A 19,894-nucleotide genomic window follows, 5' to 3' on the forward strand; every position below is an offset into this window, starting at 1 on the left:
TACACTAGTTCAATCAGGGCGATGGCCGCCCGGCCTGGCCAGAAAATCAGGTAGCGCAGCAGGATGCCCTGCTGCGCGTGATGCGCCTAAACCACGCCCTGGGCCAGCATCGCATCGGCCACTTTGACGAAGCCGGCGATATTGGCACCCTTGACGTAATTGACCTGCCCATCGCTCTGGCCATGACGCACGCAGGCATTGTGAATGGACTGCATGATGCCGTGCAGCTTCTCGTCCACCTCGCCTTCGCTCCAGTGCAGGCGCATGGCGTTCTGCGACATTTCCAGACCGCTGACCGCGACGCCACCAGCGTTGGAAGCCTTACCCGGCGCGAACAGGGCGCCGTGCTCGATGAACAGATCCACCGCGTCCAGTGTGGTCGGCATATTGGCGCCTTCGGCCACGCACACGCAGCCATTGCCAAGTAGCGTGCGCGCGTCTTCCAGGTTCAGCTCGTTCTGCGTCGCGCATGGCAGGGCGATATCGCACGCCAGGCTCCACGGCCGCTGGCCGGCCTGGAAGCGCAATCCGCCGCCTTCCAGTTCACGGAGACGCCCGCGCTTCTGGTTCTTCAGCACCATCAGATCCTGCCACTGCTGCTCGCTGAAACCCGCTTCGGCGTAAAGCGTGCCTTCGGAGTCGGACAGCGAAATCACCTGCCCGCCCAATTCCATCACCTTGCGCGCCGCATACTGCGCCACGTTGCCAGAGCCGGAGATAGCCACACGCTGGCCGTCGAAGCTGCGACCGCGGGTCTTGAGCATTTCCTCGGCGAAATATACGCAGCCGTAGCCGGTCGCCTCCGGGCGGATCAGGCTGCCGCCGTAGCTCAGCCCCTTGCCGGTGAGCACCGAGGAGAACTCGTTGGACAGGCGCTTGTACTGGCCGAACAGGAAACCGATCTCCCGCGCGCCAACGCCGATATCACCGGCAGGCACGTCGAGATCCGCACCGATATGGCGGTACAGCTCGCTCATGAACGACTGACAGAAACGCATCACCTCGGCGTCGCTCTTGCCCTTCGGGTCGAAGTCCGAGCCGCCCTTGCCGCCGCCCATGGGCAGCGAGGTCAGGGAGTTCTTCAGCGTCTGCTCGAAGGCCAGGAACTTGAGCACGCTCAGGTTCACCGACGGATGAAAACGCAGGCCACCCTTGTAGGGACCGATGGCGCTGTTCATCTGCACGCGGAAGCCGCGATTGACCTGTACCCTGCCCGCATCGTCGACCCACGGCACCCGGAACAACACAGCCCGCTCGGGCTCGACGATACGCTCGACGATCCCGGCTTCCAGATAGTGAGGATTGGCCTCGAGGAACGGCCAAAGGCTACGCAACACCTCTTCCACCGCCTGATGGAATTCGGGCTGATCGGGGTCGCGCTGTTTCAGGCGGTCGAGAAAACGGTCTACGGAAAGGGTCATGGCGGAGTCCTGGCGTCTTGCTGCGCCGCAGGTTGAATTGGCCGCGACTCTAGCAAGAACAACTCGCACTTAAAAAGAGCAAAATGACGCCTTGATGAAACTTTTTGGTGCCTAACTATAAATTAATCGCCAAAACCCCCATAAATACCTGGGCTATAACGCACGACTAAAGAACATAAGAGCACCAAAAAGGCGCACTCATTACCCCACACCTGCCCAACCCGACCACGCCAAATCGCGAGACGAATCAGGCAGTGGCAAGCGCCTGGTGACTCCGCGCCAATCGTCCACTCCAGAAGCCGGGGCCGCCAGAATCATATGTCCGGCGCCCCAGGCTCCTGGCTTGGCAAGCGCTGCTCGATCACGCCATACCAGCCCAGGCCGGCGTAGGTTTCGAACCCGGGCGTCAAGGAATAGGCCTGAATGGTGTGATCGTTCAGCGAGCAGTAGCCAGTCTTCTGATCCTGGCGGAGTTGCAAGGCGATCGACGTGCCCAGCTGCGCTTTCGGATCCGAGCTGGCGATGAGGCGGTGCTGGGCATCCACCAGCATCAGATGGCTGCGGGCGCGCTCTTCGTCGCTCAAGCGGATACCGTCGATGACGGAACGCGCCTGGTTCTGCCAGTCGAACAGGATACCTATCGTGCCGATGCGCTCGCGCCCCTGCGCGCCACCGAACACGGCAGCGCTGAATATGCAGCTACGGGCGTTCTCCAGCAGCAGCTCCTGCTGTACGGCACCGGCATGGTACTGATCTCCGTCGCGATGGCGCATGGCCGCCTGAAACCAGTCGGCCTGCGAGACATCAGCGCCCGGTACCCGGCGGTAGGTGTCCGGGCGACCCGAGGCGATGATCGTCCCTTCGGTGTCGGTGAGCCAGATGTCGAGATAGACCGTATAGGCGCTCAGGATAACGCCCAGGCGCTGGCTCGCATGGGCGCATGCTTCGGCTGTGCGCAGGCACAGCGCTTCGACCAGGGAAGCGTCCGTCGCCCACCAGCGTACGTCGCAGGAGCGTTCGTAGAGGTTGCGGTCGATGATCTCGATCATGTTCAGCGAAAGGTCGGCCAGGCGCTGGCCACGAACATCGAAGCACATGCCACGGCCGAGTTCGGACAGCTCGCTGACGGCACTCTGCAGATCGCGGGTGAGGCTCGCGGCGATGCCGGTGATACGCTCGGAGATGGCCTTCACCTCCTCGGCCACGACCGCGAAGCCGCGCCCCGCCTCGCCCGCATGCGCCGCCTCGATCAAGGCGTTGATCGCCAGCAGGCGGGTCTGCTGGGTGATCTTCTGGATGTCGTTGATACCGCGCCCCGCCAGTACTTCGACGTCGTGTGACAACGCCACTATCCGTTCCGGTTCTATCATTTTGTAGTCATGCCTACGCAGATGGATGGGGCAGACAAAACAGAACAACACGATACGGGCGGGAGCTGTTTTCGCTCTTGCCGGGAATATGCCAGCTTGGCTGGCACCGGTTCGCCTGGTGCAGATTTTTATCCGAAAGTGCAGCGGTTGAACAGCTAGGGTCGCTGCCGAGCCACGCCGGACAATGATGCTGCCGCCTGAAGAGCGCTCGCCAATTCTTCAGGCATAAAAAAACGGAGCCAGTGGCTCCGTTCTTTCATGGCAGCGCTTACTGCGCCAGCTTCTTGTGCCGTACCCGGTGTGGCTGGGCGGCGGCGTCGCCGAGGCGTTTCTTGCGGTCGGCTTCGTACTCGGTGTAGTTGCCTTCGAAGAACAGCACGCCGTCGTCCTCGTAGGAGAGGATGTGGGTCGCCACGCGATCCAGGAACCAGCGATCGTGAGAGATCACGATGGCGGCGCCAGGGAAGTCCAGCAGCGCGTCTTCCAGCGAGCGCAGGGTTTCCACGTCGAGGTCGTTGGACGGTTCGTCGAGCAGCAGGACGTTGGCGCCTTCTTTCAGGGTCAGCGCCAGGTGCAGGCGACCACGCTCACCACCGGAGAGATCCTTGACGAACTTCTGCTGGTCGGCGCCCTTGAAGTTGAAGCGGCCAACGTAGCCACGCGACTGCACTTCGTAGTTGCCGATCTTGATCTGATCCAGCCCATCGGAAACGGCTTCCCACACGGTCTTGCTGCCGTCCAGGTCATCACGGCTCTGATCCACGCAGGCCAGTTGCACGGTGTCGCCGATCTCGATGCTGCCGGAGTCCGGGGTTTCCTTGCCCATCAGCATGCGGAACAGGGTCGACTTACCGGCACCGTTACCGCCGATCACGCCGACGATGGCGCCTTTGGGCACGCTGAACGACAGGTCTTCGACCAGTACGCGGTCGCCGTAGCCCTTGGTGACGTTCTTGAACTCGATGACCTTGTCACCCAGACGCGAACCGGCCGGGATGTAGATCTCGTTGGTCTCGGCACGTTTCTGGAATTCCTGGGACTGCATTTCCTCGAAGCGCTGCAGACGAGCCTTGGACTTGGACTGGCGGGCCTTGGCACCTTTGCGCACCCACTCCAGCTCTTCCTTCATGGCCTTTTCATGGGCCGACTGCTGCTTGGATTCCTGAGCCAGGCGGGACGATTTCGCCTCCAGCCAGCCGGAATAGTTGCCTTCGTACGGGATGCCCGCGCCGCGGTCGAGTTCGAGAATCCAGCCAGCGACGTTGTCGAGGAAGTAACGGTCGTGGGTAATGGCTACCACGGTGCCGGGGAAATCGTGGAGGAAACGCTCCAGCCAGGCCACCGAGTCGGCGTCCAAGTGGTTGGTCGGTTCGTCCAGCAGCAGCATGTCCGGGGCCGACAGCAGCAGGCGGCACAGGGCCACACGGCGCTTCTCGCCACCGGACAGGTGCTCGACCTTGGCATCCCAGGCCGGCAGACGCAGGGCGTCGGCGGCGACTTCCAGCTGGCGCTCCAGGTTATGACCGTCGCTGGCCTGCAGGATGGCTTCCAGCTTGGCCTGCTCGGCGGCCAGCTTGTCGAAGTCGGCATCCGGCTCGGCGTAGGCAGCGTATACCTCATCCAGACGCGCCTGGGCGTCCTTGATGCCACTCACGGCTTCCTCGACCACTTCACGCACGGTCTTGTTCGGGTCGAGCTGCGGCTCCTGCGGCAGGTAGCCGACATTGATATCCGGCATCGGACGGGCTTCGCCGTCGAACTCGGTGTCTACCCCGGCCATGATGCGCAGCAGGGTCGACTTACCCGCGCCGTTCAGGCCGAGCACGCCGATCTTGGCACCCGGGAAGAACGACAGGGAGATGTTCTTGAGGATCTCGCGCTTCGGCGGCACGACCTTGCTCAGCCGATGCATGGTGTAGACGTATTGAGCCAAAATTCAGACCTCACTAATAAATGGCAACGATGGCGCGCACCCTATGCGAAGACGATGCGTCACGCAAACGGAGAAATGCCGCGCCGGGCGAACGATCCTGCAGCTCGCACGCTGAACGGCAAGACTAGGGTCTGCTGACGTTTCAGCACAAGCCGCGTTGCCGCGAGAAATCTCGCCAGGCTAGGCGGAGGACGCAGGGAATGGCATTCCCTTTTCAAGTCCTCCAACGACGCATGGCGAGATTTCCCGCGCAACCCGCAGGGCCGGGCCCGTTTTGCCGCGATGCTGCGTTTCTCGCCGGCTCATTTGGCCCGCCAAACTTCGCGGCTCGCGCCTTGCCTCGCGGCAAAACGGGCTCCGGCGCGGTCGTGCTGAAATGTCAGCAGACCCTAACCTATGCGCTCGACAGCGGTTCAATCCCGAGGCAGAAGCCAGCGAGTACTGCAGCACATATAAAGAGACAACCTCGGAGAGCTGCAGCAGCCGACGGAAATACATTTTCGGTGATCTTGCGGCGACTAGAAAGAGCCGACAAACGCAGGACACGCACCACCAGGGATGGCACTTGGCCATAAGTGTGGCATGCTAGCCGCCCTGAGAAGCAGACGCCCCCTGTTTTAACCTTTTCAACAGCATCACCTGCCTTCTTTACCCCCGCCGTTGCAGGACTTCATCACGTGTCAGCGCCCAAGATCACGCGCCCCCACCGCGATCCACTGATTGTGCCCATGCGCCGTTCATTCAAAGGCGCTCTGGTGATACTGGTGCTGGGGCTTCTGGTGTTGCTGCTGTGGCAGTTGCAGCTCGAATTCCGCCAATTGAAGGATAACCAGCGCGCGCTCAACCTTGCCGTGAGCGAGCAGTTGGCCAATCAACTGGGCCTGAGCATGAGCTCCATGGCCAACGCCGGGCGCGCTGTGCTCAATGCTACGCGCAACCCTGAAGAACCCGCCAGCACGCCGCATGACCGCTACCTGGATAATCTGCGCGTAGTCTTCCCCTCCCTGCAAAGCATCGCCCACCTGGATGCCATCGGTCGCCCGCTGCATGACAGCGCGCCACACAGCACCGACCATCAATTGCTTGCCGAACTGGCCGGGCGTAGCGCCAACCAGACCTATCACTACGCATTCGACCCGCAGGACGATGGCCGCATCTATCTGCTACTGCACACCCCCACGGATGATGGCTACTGGGCGCTGCGCCTGAACGCCAATGCCCTGAAGAGCTGGCTGCTGAATAGCCGCCAAAGCGATTTCCCCTGGTTGCTGGAAGACACCATCAGCGAACGGGTGATCGCCGACTCGCGTGGCATAAGCCCACAGGAGCGCAGCTACCCGATGGTCACAGCGGCCAACCAGGCGCAGACCCTTTTCCTGCAAGGCCTGCCCGGCTCCGACTGGCAACTGCGCGCCATGCTCGACGAGCGCAAGGTACAGGCTCAGGCGCTGCCGGAAATGGCCGGCAAGTTCCTGCTGTTCACCCTTTGCACCCTGCTCGCCCTGTTCGCCCTCTATCGCCTGGTGCGTGAACAAAGCCACCTGCACGCCCTCAATGCGGCGTCGCGACGCTCGCTGCATCAAGCCGCCAGTGCCTTGAGCGTTATCGAGGAGCGGGTACTGGTGACCGACAGCAGTGGTCGCCTGACTTACCTGAACCCGCAGGCCGAGACACTGTTCGGCCTGACCAACCGGTACGCCCGTGAATGGCACCTGCTGGAGCTGCTGCCGCGCCTCGACCCGTTGTTGCTGCACGCCACGGCATTCCACAGCGACCTCGGCCCGGATCTGGTGGAGATCCGCCAGAACGGTGATATACGCCTGTTCACCATCACCCGCAGCGACCTGGGCGACGAAAATCGCCATCTGGGCTTCGTCTGGGTACTGCGTGACGTCACCGAAGAGCAGCAGGCCACCCGCGTGCTGCAGGAAACCCGACGACGTTATCAGGACATCTTCGACGGTACCGGCACCGCCCTTTGCGTACTCGACCTTGCCGGGCTCTATCACTTTCTGCGTGAAGAAGGGCTGAACAGTGGCACCCAGTTGCAGCCCTGGCTGCAGTACAACCCGCAGCGCCATGGCGAATTGCTCCGGCACATTCGCGTCACCGAAACCAATCAGATCGCTCTGCGCCTGCTCGGCGTCAGCACGCCCGAACAGGCCTGGGAACAGTTGATCAACCGTGGCGCCGTGAACCCGAACGGCTTCCGTGCCCAACTCGGCGCCGCCCTGCTCGACGGCGGTGGCCACCTGGAGCTGGAAAGCCATATCGAGGGTGCCAACGGCATCGTCCGCCATCTGTGGCTGGTGATGCGGCTGCCGGAAAGCTCGCAGGATCTGCACGCCGTAGCCTTGAGTATCAGCGACATCACCAGCCGCAAGCGCATGGAGCTGTCTCTGGTCGAGCGTGAGCGCTTCTGGTCGGAAGTGGTGCGTGCGGTGCCGGACACCCTCTACGTCAACGACATCCCATCGCGCACCCTGCTGTTCAGCAATCACGACATCGGCCCCAAGCTGGGTTACGACCCCGCCTTCGTGAAAACCCAGGGCGACGGTTTCTGGAAACGTATCATCCACCCCGACGATAGCGACTTGTACGGGCGCGTGCGCAACCTGCAAACCGTGCTGAGCAACGGCGTGCTGCTCGAATCGCAGTTCCGCGCGCGTCACCAGGATGGCTCCTGGCGCTGGCTCAGCATCACCGAACAGGCGCTCTCGCGAGACAGCAACGGCTGGGTCAGCCGCCTGATCGGCGTGGCCAAGGACATCACCGAGCAGATCGCCCGCAACGAATCGCTACGTGACGACGAACAGCGCTACCGCATGCTGGCCGAAAGCATCAGCGACGTGATCTGCTCTACCGACAGCCAGTTGAACCTCAACTACATCAGCCCATCGGTACAGACGGTGCTCGGTTATGCCCCGCAGTGGGTGCAGAAGCACGGCTTCGAAGGCCTGGCCACCAACCCGCAGCAACTGGTCGGCATCTACGCCCTGCTCGAACGTATTCGCTCTGCCCTCGGCATCCCCCAGCACATGCACGAACTGCGGCAGAAGCTGACGCCACAGCTGTTCGTCTTCGACTGCCTGCGCGCCGATGGTCGCAAGATCCCGGTGGAGCTGCGCCTGGTGCCGATGTGGGACGACAACGGACGCTTCGAGGGCCTGCTCGGTGTCGGCCGCGATATTGCCCAGCAGCGCCGCGCCGAGAAAGACCTGCGCATGGCGGCCACGGTATTCGAGCACTCCACGGCGGCGATTCTGGTCACCGATCCGGCGGGCTACATCGTTCAGGTCAACAATGCCTTCAGCCGGGTCAGTGGCTACAGCTCCGAGCAGGTGCTCGACCAGTTGCCGGGCATGCTCACCGCCGACAGCCAGAAAAACAATCACCTGAACTACGTACTGTCCCAGCTCCACCAGCGCGGCACCTGGGAAGGCGAGATCTGGCTGAAGCGGCTCAACGGCGAGCACTTCCCGGCCTGGGTCGGCATCACTGCGGTACACGACGAAGAAGGCGACCTGGTCAGCTACGTGTGCTTCTTCAGCGACATCAGCGAGCGCAAGGCCAGCGAACAGCGCATCCACCGCCTGGCCTACTACGATGCCCTGACCCAGCTGCCCAACCGCACCCTGTTCCAGGATCGCCTGCACACCGCCCTGCAGCATGCCGAGCGGCATCGCGAGTGGGTGGTGCTGATGTTCCTCGACCTTGACCGCTTCAAGCCGATCAACGACTCCCTGGGCCACGCCGCCGGCGACCGCATGCTCAAGGACGTGGCGATTCGCCTGGCCGCCTGTGTCGGCGAAGACGACACCGTGGCACGCATGGGCGGCGACGAATTCACCCTGCTGCTGCAATCCAACGGCAGCCGCGACGTCGCCCTGCATCGGGCCATCCACGTCGCCGAACAGATTCTCGCCAGCCTGGCCCGCGCCTTCGTGCTGGAAGGCCGCGAATTCTTCGTCACCGCCAGCATCGGCATCGCCCTCAGCCCCCAGGACGGCAACGAGCTGAGTCAGTTGATGAAGAACGCCGACACCGCGATGTACCACGCCAAGGAACGCGGCAAGAACAACTTCCAGTTCTACCAGGCGGACATGAACGCCAGCGCCCTGGAGCGCCTGGAGCTGGAAGGCGACCTGCGCCACGCGCTGGAACAGGGCGAGTTCCTGCTCCACTACCAGCCGCAGTTCTCTGGCAACGGCAAACGCCTCACCGGCGTCGAGGCACTGCTGCGCTGGCAGCATCCCAAGCGCGGCCTGGTCGCCCCGGAAGCGTTCATCCCGGTGCTCGAAGAACTCGGGCTGGTGGTCGAAGTCGGCGACTGGGTGCTCTCCGAAGCCTGCCGCCAGTTGAGCATCTGGCACCACCACAAGATCCGCGTGCCGAAGATCTCGGTGAACCTGTCGGCCCGTCAGTTCAGCGACGGCGACCTGCACCAGCGCATCGAACGCATCCTCGGCCATAGCCGCATTCCCGCGGCCTGCCTGGAGCTGGAGCTGACCGAAAGCATCCTCATGCAGGACGTGGCAGCCGCCATGCAGACCCTCAACGACCTGAAGAACCTGGGCCTGTGCATCGCCATCGACGACTTCGGCACCGGCTACTCGTCGCTCAACTACCTCAAGCAGTTCCCCATCGATGTGCTGAAGATCGACCGCAGCTTCGTCGACGGCCTGCCCCAGGGCGAGCAGGACGGGCAGATCGCCCGCGCCATCATCGCCATGGCCCACAGCCTGAACATGACGGTGATCGCCGAGGGCGTGGAAACCCAGGAGCAGCTCGACTTCCTGCGCAACCACGAGTGCGACGAGGTGCAGGGCTATCTGCTCGGCCGACCGATGCCTACCCACCAGTTCGAGGCGAAATTCTGCGGCCGCAGCCTGTTCATACTCGAGTAGCGCCGCAAAAATCGTCGCGCGGGCAGAGCGTGAGCGCCGCTTATCCTGCCCATGATCACGCTTCATATGCCTCGCCAGCTCGGATGCGCTAGAATCCGCACCCTATTTCATCCGCCCAGCTGACTCTCAGGGGATTGCCATGTTCAGCCGTGATTTGACCATTGCCAAGTACGACGCCGAGCTCTTCGAAGCCATGCAGCAAGAAGCTCTGCGCCAGGAAGAGCACATCGAGCTGATCGCCTCGGAAAACTACACCAGCCCGGCGGTCATGGAAGCCCAGGGCTCGGTGCTGACCAACAAGTACGCCGAAGGCTACCCGGGCAAGCGCTACTACGGCGGCTGCGAGTACGTCGACGTGGTCGAGCAGCTGGCCATCGACCGCGCCAAGGAGCTGTTTGGCGCCGATTACGCCAACGTCCAGCCACACGCCGGTTCCCAGGCCAACGCTGCTGTCTACCTGGCCCTGCTGAGCGCCGGTGACACCATCCTCGGCATGAGCCTGGCCCATGGCGGTCACCTGACCCACGGCGCCAGCGTGTCCTCGTCCGGCAAGCTGTACAACGCCGTGCAGTACGGCATCGACGGCAACGGCCTGATCGACTATGACGAAGTCGAGCGTCTGGCTGTCGAGCACAAGCCGAAGATGATCGTCGCCGGTTTCTCCGCCTACTCGCAGATTCTCGACTTCCCGCGCTTCCGCGCCATCGCCGACAAGGTAGGTGCCTACCTGTTCGTCGACATGGCCCACGTAGCCGGCCTGGTCGCCGCTGGCGTGTACCCGAACCCGGTGCCGTTCGCCGACGTGGTAACCACCACCACCCACAAGACCCTGCGCGGCCCGCGCGGCGGCCTGATCCTCGCCAAGGCCAACGCCGACATCGAGAAGAAGCTCAACTCCGCGGTATTCCCGGGCGCCCAGGGCGGCCCGCTGGAGCACGTCATCGCCGCCAAGGCGATCTGCTTCAAGGAAGCGCTGCAGCCTGAGTTCAAGGCCTACCAGCAGCAGGTCGTGAAGAACGCCCAGGCCATGGCCGGCGTATTCATCGAGCGTGGTTTCGACGTCGTCTCCGGCGGTACCGAAAACCACCTGTTCCTGCTCTCGCTGATCAAGCAGGAAATCTCCGGTAAGGACGCCGACGCCGCACTGGGCAAAGCCTTCATCACCGTCAACAAGAACTCGGTGCCAAACGACCCACGCTCCCCGTTCGTGACCTCCGGCCTGCGCTTCGGCACTCCGGCCGTCACCACTCGTGGCTTCAAGGAAGCCGAGTGCAAGGAACTGGCTGGCTGGATCTGCGACATCCTGGCCGACCTGAACAACGAAGCGGTGATCGACGCCGTCCGTGAAAAGGTCAAAGCCATCTGCGCCAAACTGCCGGTTTACGGCAAGTAAGCGCTAACGCTGCAAACGAAGAGCCCGGCTGATGCCGGGCTTTTTCATGCCTGTGAAAAATCACAGACCGTAGGATGGGTCGGGCCGCGCAGGTGACAACCCATCGAAACGATTGTGATGGGTTTCCACCCATCCTACAGCCTGCCGGTTCACAGCCAATAAGTGAAGGATGACCGGGCAGATCATCCCCCAATCATGATCAACGCGCAGTAGCAGCCGGTGCTGCTGCGGCAGTGCAAGGAGCGTTGGCACCGAGGCCAGCCGTCATGCTCTCGACATTGTCCAGTACATCGTTGCCCTGGTTGACCTTCTGGGCTTTCTCCGCAGCCTGCATGCGCTGGCTGTAGTTGGTGGAGCTGCCATTGAAGCTTTGCTGAGTTTCCAGCACGGAGTTCGCGATGCTCAGCAGGCTGCGGCCAGTGGAGATCAGGTTATCGGTGGTAGTCGGCGTGCAAGGCGCGTTGGCGTTCGACAGTTGGGTATTTTGCAGCCCCTGGGTTTGCGTGTTCTGCGGCAGGCACCCTGCGAGTGTGGCCAGCATCGGTGCAATGAGTAGAGTTCCAATCGTTCCTTTGATGCTCATGTGACATTTTCCGTGATCACTGAGCTCCGACCCGTTGCCGAAGCGATGCTCAGGATTCTAGGAAGGGTATATTTGCGGCGGAATAGTACGGGTGTGCTAAAGGCACTTTGCACCGCCGATAGCGTCTTGCACCTTCGAGTGGCTGCGGCCTATGGTGGGCCAGGATCAGATGCATCGCCAGGGAATCTCTATGTTCGCGACCGCCTCCCCCACGTACGACGTCGAGCGTGCTCAGGCGGTCGTGCGCCTGATCATCGCGCCAATCGCGATCTGCTACATGCTGCTGCTCTACCAGCAATCCATCATCGCGACAGAACTGGCCTGGCAGATCCTATCGCTGGGGTCGCTGTTCTTTGCCGCCGCCCTGGCGCTATGGGTCGACATCACGCGCCGCCCCGGCAACCGGCCGGCGCGGCGCGTGCTCACCATGCTCGGCGACTATATCTGCATCACGCTGACCATTGCCGCGGGTGGCGCGGCCATGCTGCCGGTCTACGCGATCCTGATCTGGGTCACCGTCGGCTATGGCTTGCGTTACGGTTCGGGTTACCTGCTGCTGGCGACCCTTCTGGCGACGATCTCGCTGGTGCTGATCGCCAGCACCTCGGCCTACTGGCAGTCGCAGCCTTATCTGATCATCACCCTGTTGCTCACCACCCTGATGGTACCGGCCTACATGCACGCCCTGCTCAAGCGCTCGCGCCTGGCCACCGAGGCCGAGCAGGCAGCCAACCTGGCCAAGTCACAGTTCCTGGCCCAGGCCAGCCACGATCTGCGCCAGCCCATTCATTCCATCAGCCTGTTCACCGCCTGCCTGCGCGACAGCAGCCTGGGCGACGAGCAGCGGCGCCTGGTGGAAAACATCGACAAATCGCTGCATAGCGTCGCCCGCCTGTTCCGCTCGATTCTCGATATGTACTCCCTGGACAGCGGCAAGGTGGTGCCGCAGATGGAAACCCTGCCGCTGTACACTCTGCTGCAGCAACTGATCCAGCAGAATGCCGAGGCGGCTCGCTGGGCCGGAGTCGATATTCGTCTGCACTGCCCGCCGGTGTACGTGCGCGCCGATCATGGGCTGCTGACCACCATGCTGCAGAACCTGCTCTCCAACGCCTTGAAGTACGCACCCGGGCAGCCAGTGCTGATCGGCTGTCGGCGCAGAGGCACGGGCCTGTCCATCGAGCTGTACGACAAAGGCCGCGGTATCGCAGAAGGGCATCTCGACAACATATTCGAAGAGTTCTACCGCGTGCGTCAGGCACGCGACAGTGATGTAGAGGGCATGGGCCTGGGGCTGACCATCGTCAGGCGGCTGGCCACGTTGATGGACATGCGCATTCGGATTCGCTCCGTGGAGGGCCGCGGCACACTCGCGGCAATCGACGGCCTGCAACGGGCAGCGGCACCGGCCGAGAACGCCGCCCCGGCACAGGGCAGCAACCAATCACCGCGCATGCTGGATGGCTTGCGGGTGTGCCTGATCGAGGATGACCAGAACGTACTGCTGGCCACCGCGACCCTGCTGAAAAAGTGGGGCTGCGATGTCGCAACCTTCACTTCGCTACCCGATGCGTCGCCTGACTTCGATCTGCTGGTCACCGACTTCGACCTCGGCCGCGAGACGTCCGGCGCTGACTGCATCAACCATATGCGCGCACTCAGTGGCCGAAACGTTCCCGCCATCATCATGACCGGACACGACGTGCGCCGTGTGCAGGAGCAGTTGGGCGACGAGAACATTCCGGTATTGCCCAAGCCCGTGCAACCCGCCGAACTGCGCTCGCTGCTGGTGGCGCTCAAACTCAAATCACGGGCTGTCTAGGGCCTGTTGACGTTTCAGCGCAGCCCGGCCTTGGCCGCCTTGGCGGCTGCGGCTGCGCGGGTGCTGACGTCCAGTGTGCGCAGCAACGAAGAGACATGGATGCGTACGGTAAAGGGAGAGATGTCCAACTGACGGGCGATTTCCTTGTTCGACAGGCCGCGCACCAGAAGCCGCATTACGTCCTGCTGACGCGGTGTCAGCTGCTCCAGAAGATGCCTGCCCTCGGTAAAGGCCGGCACGCCAGCCGGGCCCATGCTGAGGACGAAATCGCCCGCACGCACCGCCAGCAACGCATCGGCGATTTCATCGGGAGGAGTCGCCTTGCCGATGAAGCCATCCGCACCAGCCGCCATCACCTCGTCGATCAGCTCGCGATTGTCGACCATCGACACGATCACGATCGAACTGCGCTGAAACCTCTGGCGCAACGCACCAATGGCATGCGGTGATTGCCCCGGAAACAACAGATCGAGCATGAACAGGCTGGGCGCCACACCGGCATGGGCCAAGTCGAGTACCTCGTCCATGTCACCCGCCTCGAAAATGCAGGCATGGGGAAAGACGCGCTGCGCGATGCGGCTCAGGCCTTCGCGAAAAACCGGATGATCATCGGCCACGATGATGCGGTCTTGCCGGGATCGTTCGATCATAGTGGGCGTTTCCATCATGGTCTCAGACTAAGGTCATATCCATGGTGACGCCAGCGCCTGGTTCTCAATATGGCACGGATGGGGGCGGTTCACCGTTCGGCCCGAACGCCTGCCAAGCAGCATAGGTCGTCAGGTCGTGTGAAAAAAGATCCGGCCTTTGGCGAGAGATTTGACCTGAGAGTTCATAGACATGAAAAAGCCGCGCAGTGCGCGGCTTTCAAGATGGTGGGCCCACGCGGACTCGAACCGTGAACCAAAGGATTATGAGTTGCCTAGAAACGCTGCAAGCCTAGTGAAACCGTACATAGGTTAGCGTAGGTACAATTAGTTGAAAGCAGCGCCGTAGAGGGGGTTTAGCGTAATTGAGAGAAATCTTTAAAAGCTGAGCACTGTACCGCCAGTGTACTGTTCTTTGTACTGAAAAACGATCCGGTTTTGCTTTCCCATCGGGGTATGCCTGCGCAGGTGCACTTGGTCGTGTGGGCTCAGGCATTGACCCGCAGCGAATGCTTAGCGCTATTAGAGGGAGTGCTTTAGACTTGAGTGCGCGCCTACCGAAGTCGAAGGCAGGCTTGGTGGAGTAGCGCGTGAATAAAATGTAGATTAGAGGTCTCAGCATCAGGTGTGTGAAGCACGTTCTTACGAACGGTACCTCTCAACTCAAGGCTTTATTTAGACTTTGCGGGTCTGAATGAAAACAAGAGCGAAATGCGTTGTAGGATAAGAATCTATCGTTCCGCGCCATAGCAATCTTGACCTCTAACCAACAGGCAATTATTAACACTTTAATAGACGGCTTTCAACTCTTTTCGCTCTAAAAGTTTAATTAGGTCTAGATTCTTCCATTTTACAAACCAGAAATTACTCAAAAGCTCAATTGCAAAAGCAGAAACGGCGTCGTCGGTGAAAGCCTCATCGGGCTCGTAGGCGGCGAGGTACTTTTTTATTAGCTCTATTCTTAAGTCGGCGGTTATGTAAGGGCAGCATATTAGGTCCAAGAAAATGTGGGCTTGCTCCGACTCTTGCTGAAGGTTGAAGTTTTTATTCAGTCTGTCAATCGCTATTTTTATTAAAGTTTTTTTTGCGGTGTCATATATTGGATGACTCTTAAAATAATAAGTTAGTGAAACTATATCGAAGTACGTAATGTTTGCTTCTTCTTTTTCTAAGTATGAAAAAATATTTGGCTGCAGAAGATAGTTACTACCAAACTCACTAGTGGCAAGTATTATATTTAGCCGCTCTAGCGATATAAAACCATTCCTATCGTCGTTTTTCTGCCTGTGAAATTTTAGCTTGTTAACATGGCTCATTATCTCAGTTCGGAAGAATTCGAGGTGGTGCGCTTTTTTTGTTTTTATGAATTGGTCTGTTGTTATTAAGGTTTTTGCAATTTTGTTAGATGAAGGTACTGAGGGGTTTACGCTGTAAAAAAAGAAGGCTAGGCGGAATATTATCAATATAGCCTCTCGTAGTATCAACTCTTCCTCGTGTGTTTGCTCTGTGTTTGGGGTGTGGCTGGAAAGCAGTTCAAGTGCGCGCTTGCATAAGATGGATATAATGTATGAGGATACTTCTGAGTAACCCTTATTGCTATCGGCTATTATAAACTTAACTTTATTGATAAAGCTCTGACATAATTTCCCAGGATTATATATATCTTTCGGCTTTAGTTGGCGCCTTCCTTTGTAAGTTGTTTTGGTGAAGAGTGTTTTCTCGAGGTCGTCTATTAGAGACTTTGCCCCGATTATTGCTTTGGATTTTTCTGTGAGAAATGGTCGTTTATATGTTATTTTTTTTGAGTCATTGATGTTTAGATTATAACTACTGAGTATGTCAGAGATTGTGTCTGCGATAAGCTCGGAGTTTTCATTGCTGTGGGAGAAAACAATGTAATCATCTACATACCTTAGTATGTCGTAGTCTATTCCATGTTTTAGTCTGTGCTTCCCAAGCTCACCAATTATCTTCACGTCAGCATCTTGGAGAATTATTTCAGCAAAAATTCTGCTTATTTCTGATCCGATAGGTATACCGTTGGTTTCATTGTTATTGCTTCTTTGTATTAGGGTGTCGAATTTTTGGCAGAATTGATTCGTATTGGCAATATTTTGCTTTATGAATTCTTTGTTTTTAATTGCCCAGGATATAGTATGCGTATAAATGCTTTGAAAGCAGTTTGCTATATCTAGCGTCCACATTGAAGCGTATTTTTGCTCCATATTGAAATATCTGGGTGAGTTGTAGAGCTTGTAAAGCCTGTTGAAGCCTTTGTACGCGAAATAAGAAGATGCGTGTTTCCTGTTTAGCTCGGTTTCGATCGTGTCAATGTTGATTTCTTTATATTTGTTATGGGGATCGGCGTCGCTGGAATAGAAAGAGCCGCCTATTTTGGCAGGTGCCCTTATGGTCAGCGGACTTTGAGAGCATAGAGATATAATCGCACTTCCATATTCACTATAAAACGAGCAATAATTTTTCTGTGATCTGGGGTGTATCAGAGATAATGTTCTCAGGCTGGTTTCATTTTTTATTATTTTGTATTTGAGAGGGTAGGACTGTTTGTTTTGGGCACTTGCTGCGTCGTCAATGTTCAGCTTTGTGCTCTCGATGGGGCTTACAATTCTCTCGTATAATGATTTTATTATATTAAAATTAGTTGGCCCGGCCAGTCTTGACTTGTGGTGGTTAATATAAAGTCCGTCATTGGAAAATATTATCGGAGTGTCCGAGGGGGCGGTATCTGTGAGAATGGCTCTAAAATGATCTTTCTTATCAATTTTTGTGTATTTTTTATTTTTCACAACCAAATCCTTGTTATTTCTTTTAGCCGGTTAGGGCTAAATTTTCTATGTGCTCTCTTTTCGAATCCTTGACTAAAGCTTAGTTTTAATAATTTTGATTTGTGCTCGCTCGTGATATGCGATGAATAAGTCTTCTGGAGCCTGCCGAATTTCCCTGTGAGCGTGCTCATCAAGAATTTATCGAGATTATTCAAACCACCTGCCTGCGTATCAATTGAGGCGTAGTTATAATAAATTCCAGTGGGCACTTTTCTGCCCCCGCTTTTGTTTTTAAGTTCCCTATTACTTGTTAGGAAACTCACGCGATCAAAGAGCAGTTCGAAATCTTTGTTTTTTGAAAAGCTATATATGGCCTTGCATATTTTTTCTTTGATTTTTCGGATCTTTTTCTCTTCAATATCTATGCAGACTTTTCTATATATAGAGGTTGCGGTCTTGCTATTTTCTACACCGTCTTTCAAAGGTAGTGGTGTGTCATATACCTTGTATGAGTACCCTAGAAAATCAAAGCTGAGTACTAACTTACCGTTCGGGTTGGCAGTGCCTGCCTTTTTGCGGCGTGGCACCGGGTAAATTTGAGTTTTAGTGGAATTGTATTCAAGGGGGAGGGGTAGAAGATCGCATAGCCATTTATAAAACTCATCCTCGTTCTCGTTTGAGGATGTAATGATCAATATGTCATCAACAAAGCGTGAATAATAAAATACTTCGTCGTGTGAGGTGACTTTCTTATCATACTCGGATAGCAATAGCTCTGAAAGTGACGGGCTGGTCTCAACGCCTCTTGGAATCCCGCTACCGTAGCGTTTCTTGAAGTCTTCAATGTGGGATCGGATTATAAATTTTGTTTGGCATGATAGTTTTTCGCTGCTATCAATTATATTTAGCAATATGTTTGCAGGTATGTTTTCAAAGAAGGATTTTATATCTAATCGATATACTTTATATTTTGTGCCGTCCCTTAAATATGCTGGTAGCTCTCTGGAAATTGATTGTCTATTTTTAGGGGTTATATTGTATGCTTTATTGATGTTTTTATTGCAGCGCCGAAGCACCATTTTGCTGGCAAGATTGCCGGCAGTGTATCCCGTCTTGTTGCTGATTTTAATTTGTTTAATTGCCGGGGGGGTTTCGGTTGGATTCTGAGCTATTTGCAAAGCATAAGAAATAACGCTTTTCCTATAGTCGTCATCTGAAATGCGTGGGTCGTCATAAAAGTCAGCTTTAAATAAACAGCGTGCTAAAGATGAAGTACTAAAGGCTTGATTTGCCACTATGCTTCTCCATCAAAATAATCGCTATCTAATTTTGGTAACTTGATCAACCGCGATGCGACGCCAACCTCGTGATCCATCATCAGGTTGACCAACCGATTGCCATCTACCAGTACCAAGCCTTCTACTGAACGGGAAAAATCTATCGCCTGTGCAGTAAAACCTGATGTGGTAATAAACACGCCCCGCTTAGCTTTCTGCCCGGCGAGAGCGCCATAGAAAGCTTGCAGTTCAGGCCGCCCTACCGTGCCTTGCCAGCGCTTGGCCTGAACGTAGACCTTTTCCAAGCCGAGCTTGTCGAGTGAAATAATCCCGTCGATACCGCCATCGCCGCTACCGCCAACACGTTGCAGGTCGTTTCGGCTAGCGCCATAACCAAGGCTGTGCAGCACATCCAACACAATTACTTCAAATCGATTTGGGCTGACTTGTAGAAGGCTATCAAGCAGGTCTGCTGCCGTTGCCTCGCGTAGCTCACGCAGAGCCTGTTCCAAGCGGTCGTCAGGGCTGACAGTCGCTGAGCTTGGCTCTAGCGCAGGCTGTTCTTGCCCGTCGAGTGGGATGGCATCGGTTGGGCTTTTGAGCTTCACGTCCATAAAGCCGACGGCGAGTTGCTCGACCTTATCCGCAGCCAGGGGGGGAGTGTGCTGGGCGGCATAGGTGATACCTGCTTCAGTCAGCTTCCAGTGTCCACGCTTAGCGCTGCTAGACAGTCCGGCGCGCTTGAGGCGGTCATGGGCCCAACCTGCACGATTTTTATAGGTAGCCTGTCCGCTGGCAATCAGCTCTTGCCGCTGACTCTCTGAAAGGTTCAGCGCATCCGCAGCAGCCTCATGGGCGTCACGCGCTACGGCCCCTTCGGGTTTGGCGGCCAGGTAGCGCAGAATCGGTTCAATGAACTGGTCGTAGGTTGGAACGGACATTGCGACTCCAGGCGCAGGATTGATGTTAGGACCGCGTGCTAAAGGCTCTGTATGGTTTTGCATTTGGGAAAGGTAGAGCAGCCCCAGAATTGTTGGCCGACATTCGTCCCTGTTTTACGCGTGCGAATAACCAGCGCGCTGCCGCATTTTGGGCATTGCCGCTCTGCATTAGGGTCGCTACGGCGCTTGAGGTTTTGCACGTGCTCGCGCTGAGTGGCAAGCGTGGACGCACGGCGGCCGGATTGCAGTGCGTGCAGCATGGCGTCGACCTCAGCCTCGCTGAATACCGGATGCTGGAATGACTTGATATAGCGGATAAAACCAATGCCCTGAGTCACGTTAGCAGGCACTTCGGTTTTAAAGGTGCTGCCGCCAACAAAGGTGATAACCGAGTGCAGGTGCTCGGGGTTAACGCCAAGGGTGGCTTCCAGGGCTTTGAGGTGTTTGTAGTTCTGGCGCAGCGGGTTCTGGAATTTGAACGTGCGCTTGTAGAGTTTCTGCGTCCATTGCGCCTGCTTTTCGCTGCCGAAGATCCAGCCGCTCATGTTCTTCGTTTCCAGCACAAAGATGCCGTAGACCGACAGAAAGACGTGGTCGATCTGCGTGGTGCCGTCGGGCGTATTCAGGGTGACGTTATGCAAACGACGGTAGGTGTGCTCATCCAACTGCCGGTGAGCGAAGAAGCGCACAAGTAGCTCGCCGATATGGCCCTTGGCCCACGGCGACTTGAGCAGCGCAATCAGAAAGACGGCTGGGATAAACCAGACCAGCATGCCCCAGACCTGGGCGATGACAGGGGTGAAGTCCATTTCTC

Annotated in this window: 12 protein-coding genes; 3 read left to right on the forward strand and 9 right to left on the reverse strand. The window is 57.5% G+C overall.

Annotation, left to right across the window (positions count from 1 at the left end; translation table 11 throughout):
* Positions 1-86: 86 nt before the first annotated feature.
* The 3 genes from gdhA to ettA form a co-directional block, all read right to left on the reverse strand.
* Complete coding sequence (gdhA, locus tag DNK10_RS02860; protein WP_131190493.1) at positions 87-1,421, reverse strand: NADP-specific glutamate dehydrogenase; 1,335 nt, start codon at positions 1,419-1,421, stop codon at positions 87-89.
* Between the two features lie 314 nt (positions 1,422-1,735).
* Positions 1,736-2,770, reverse strand: coding sequence for a methyl-accepting chemotaxis protein (locus tag DNK10_RS26285; protein ID WP_279635811.1), 1,035 nt, complete (start codon positions 2,768-2,770; stop codon positions 1,736-1,738).
* A 289-nt stretch (positions 2,771-3,059) separates the two neighbouring features.
* Positions 3,060-4,724 carry an energy-dependent translational throttle protein EttA gene (gene ettA / locus DNK10_RS02870; protein ID WP_131190495.1) on the reverse strand — a complete coding sequence of 555 codons (1,665 nt, stop codon included), beginning with the start codon at positions 4,722-4,724 and terminating at the stop codon, positions 3,060-3,062.
* 728 nt (positions 4,725-5,452) lie between these two features.
* On the opposite strand from ettA, the gene DNK10_RS02880 reads away from it, so the two are divergent.
* Both DNK10_RS02880 and glyA read left to right on the forward strand, forming a co-directional pair.
* Positions 5,453-9,631, forward strand: coding sequence for a sensor domain-containing protein (locus tag DNK10_RS02880; RefSeq protein ID WP_131190496.1), 4,179 nt, complete (start codon positions 5,453-5,455; stop codon positions 9,629-9,631).
* A 139-nt stretch (positions 9,632-9,770) separates the two neighbouring features.
* Positions 9,771-11,024, forward strand: a complete 1,254-nt coding sequence (gene glyA / locus DNK10_RS02885) for a serine hydroxymethyltransferase (RefSeq protein ID WP_131190497.1) — start codon at positions 9,771-9,773, stop codon at positions 11,022-11,024.
* A gap of 199 nt (positions 11,025-11,223) precedes the next feature.
* Here the strand turns inward: glyA and DNK10_RS02890 are convergent, their stop codons facing one another.
* Positions 11,224-11,607, reverse strand: a complete 384-nt coding sequence (locus tag DNK10_RS02890; protein ID WP_131190498.1) for a hypothetical protein — start codon at positions 11,605-11,607, stop codon at positions 11,224-11,226.
* Positions 11,608-11,797: 190 nt separating this feature from the next.
* On the opposite strand from DNK10_RS02890, the gene DNK10_RS02895 reads away from it, so the two are divergent.
* Positions 11,798-13,429 carry a hybrid sensor histidine kinase/response regulator gene (locus DNK10_RS02895; protein ID WP_131190499.1) on the forward strand — a complete coding sequence of 544 codons (1,632 nt, stop codon included), beginning with the start codon at positions 11,798-11,800 and terminating at the stop codon, positions 13,427-13,429.
* 14 nt (positions 13,430-13,443) lie between these two features.
* On the opposite strand, the gene DNK10_RS02900 is transcribed toward DNK10_RS02895, so the two are convergent.
* From DNK10_RS02900 to DNK10_RS02920, 5 genes are all read right to left on the reverse strand, one after another.
* A complete protein-coding gene (locus DNK10_RS02900; protein WP_131190500.1) occupies positions 13,444-14,079 on the reverse strand; it encodes a LuxR C-terminal-related transcriptional regulator in 636 nt (211 codons plus the stop codon).
* A gap of 785 nt (positions 14,080-14,864) precedes the next feature.
* The gene (gene drt3b / locus DNK10_RS02905) at positions 14,865-16,883 is read right to left on the reverse strand and encodes an antiviral reverse transcriptase Drt3b (protein WP_131190501.1); all 2,019 of its coding nucleotides are present in this window, start codon (positions 16,881-16,883) and stop codon (positions 14,865-14,867) included.
* Positions 16,880-18,157, reverse strand: a complete 1,278-nt coding sequence (drt3a, locus tag DNK10_RS02910; protein WP_131190502.1) for an antiviral reverse transcriptase Drt3a — start codon at positions 18,155-18,157, stop codon at positions 16,880-16,882. The genes drt3b and drt3a overlap by 4 nt, the downstream gene beginning before the upstream one ends.
* Positions 18,157-19,080 carry a restriction endonuclease gene (locus tag DNK10_RS02915; protein ID WP_131190503.1) on the reverse strand — a complete coding sequence of 308 codons (924 nt, stop codon included), beginning with the start codon at positions 19,078-19,080 and terminating at the stop codon, positions 18,157-18,159. The genes drt3a and DNK10_RS02915 overlap by 1 nt, the downstream gene beginning before the upstream one ends.
* 38 nt (positions 19,081-19,118) lie before the next feature.
* Positions 19,119-19,889 (reverse strand): nuclease-related domain-containing protein, encoded by a 771-nt coding sequence (locus tag DNK10_RS02920; protein WP_131190504.1) that lies wholly within the window; start codon positions 19,887-19,889, stop codon positions 19,119-19,121.
* Positions 19,890-19,894: the final 5 nt, after the last annotated feature.

Origin of the sequence: Phytopseudomonas daroniae (assembly GCF_004327275.1) — a bacterium.
In the GTDB taxonomy this organism is placed as follows: Bacteria; Pseudomonadota; Gammaproteobacteria; order Pseudomonadales; family Pseudomonadaceae; genus Aquipseudomonas; species Aquipseudomonas daroniae.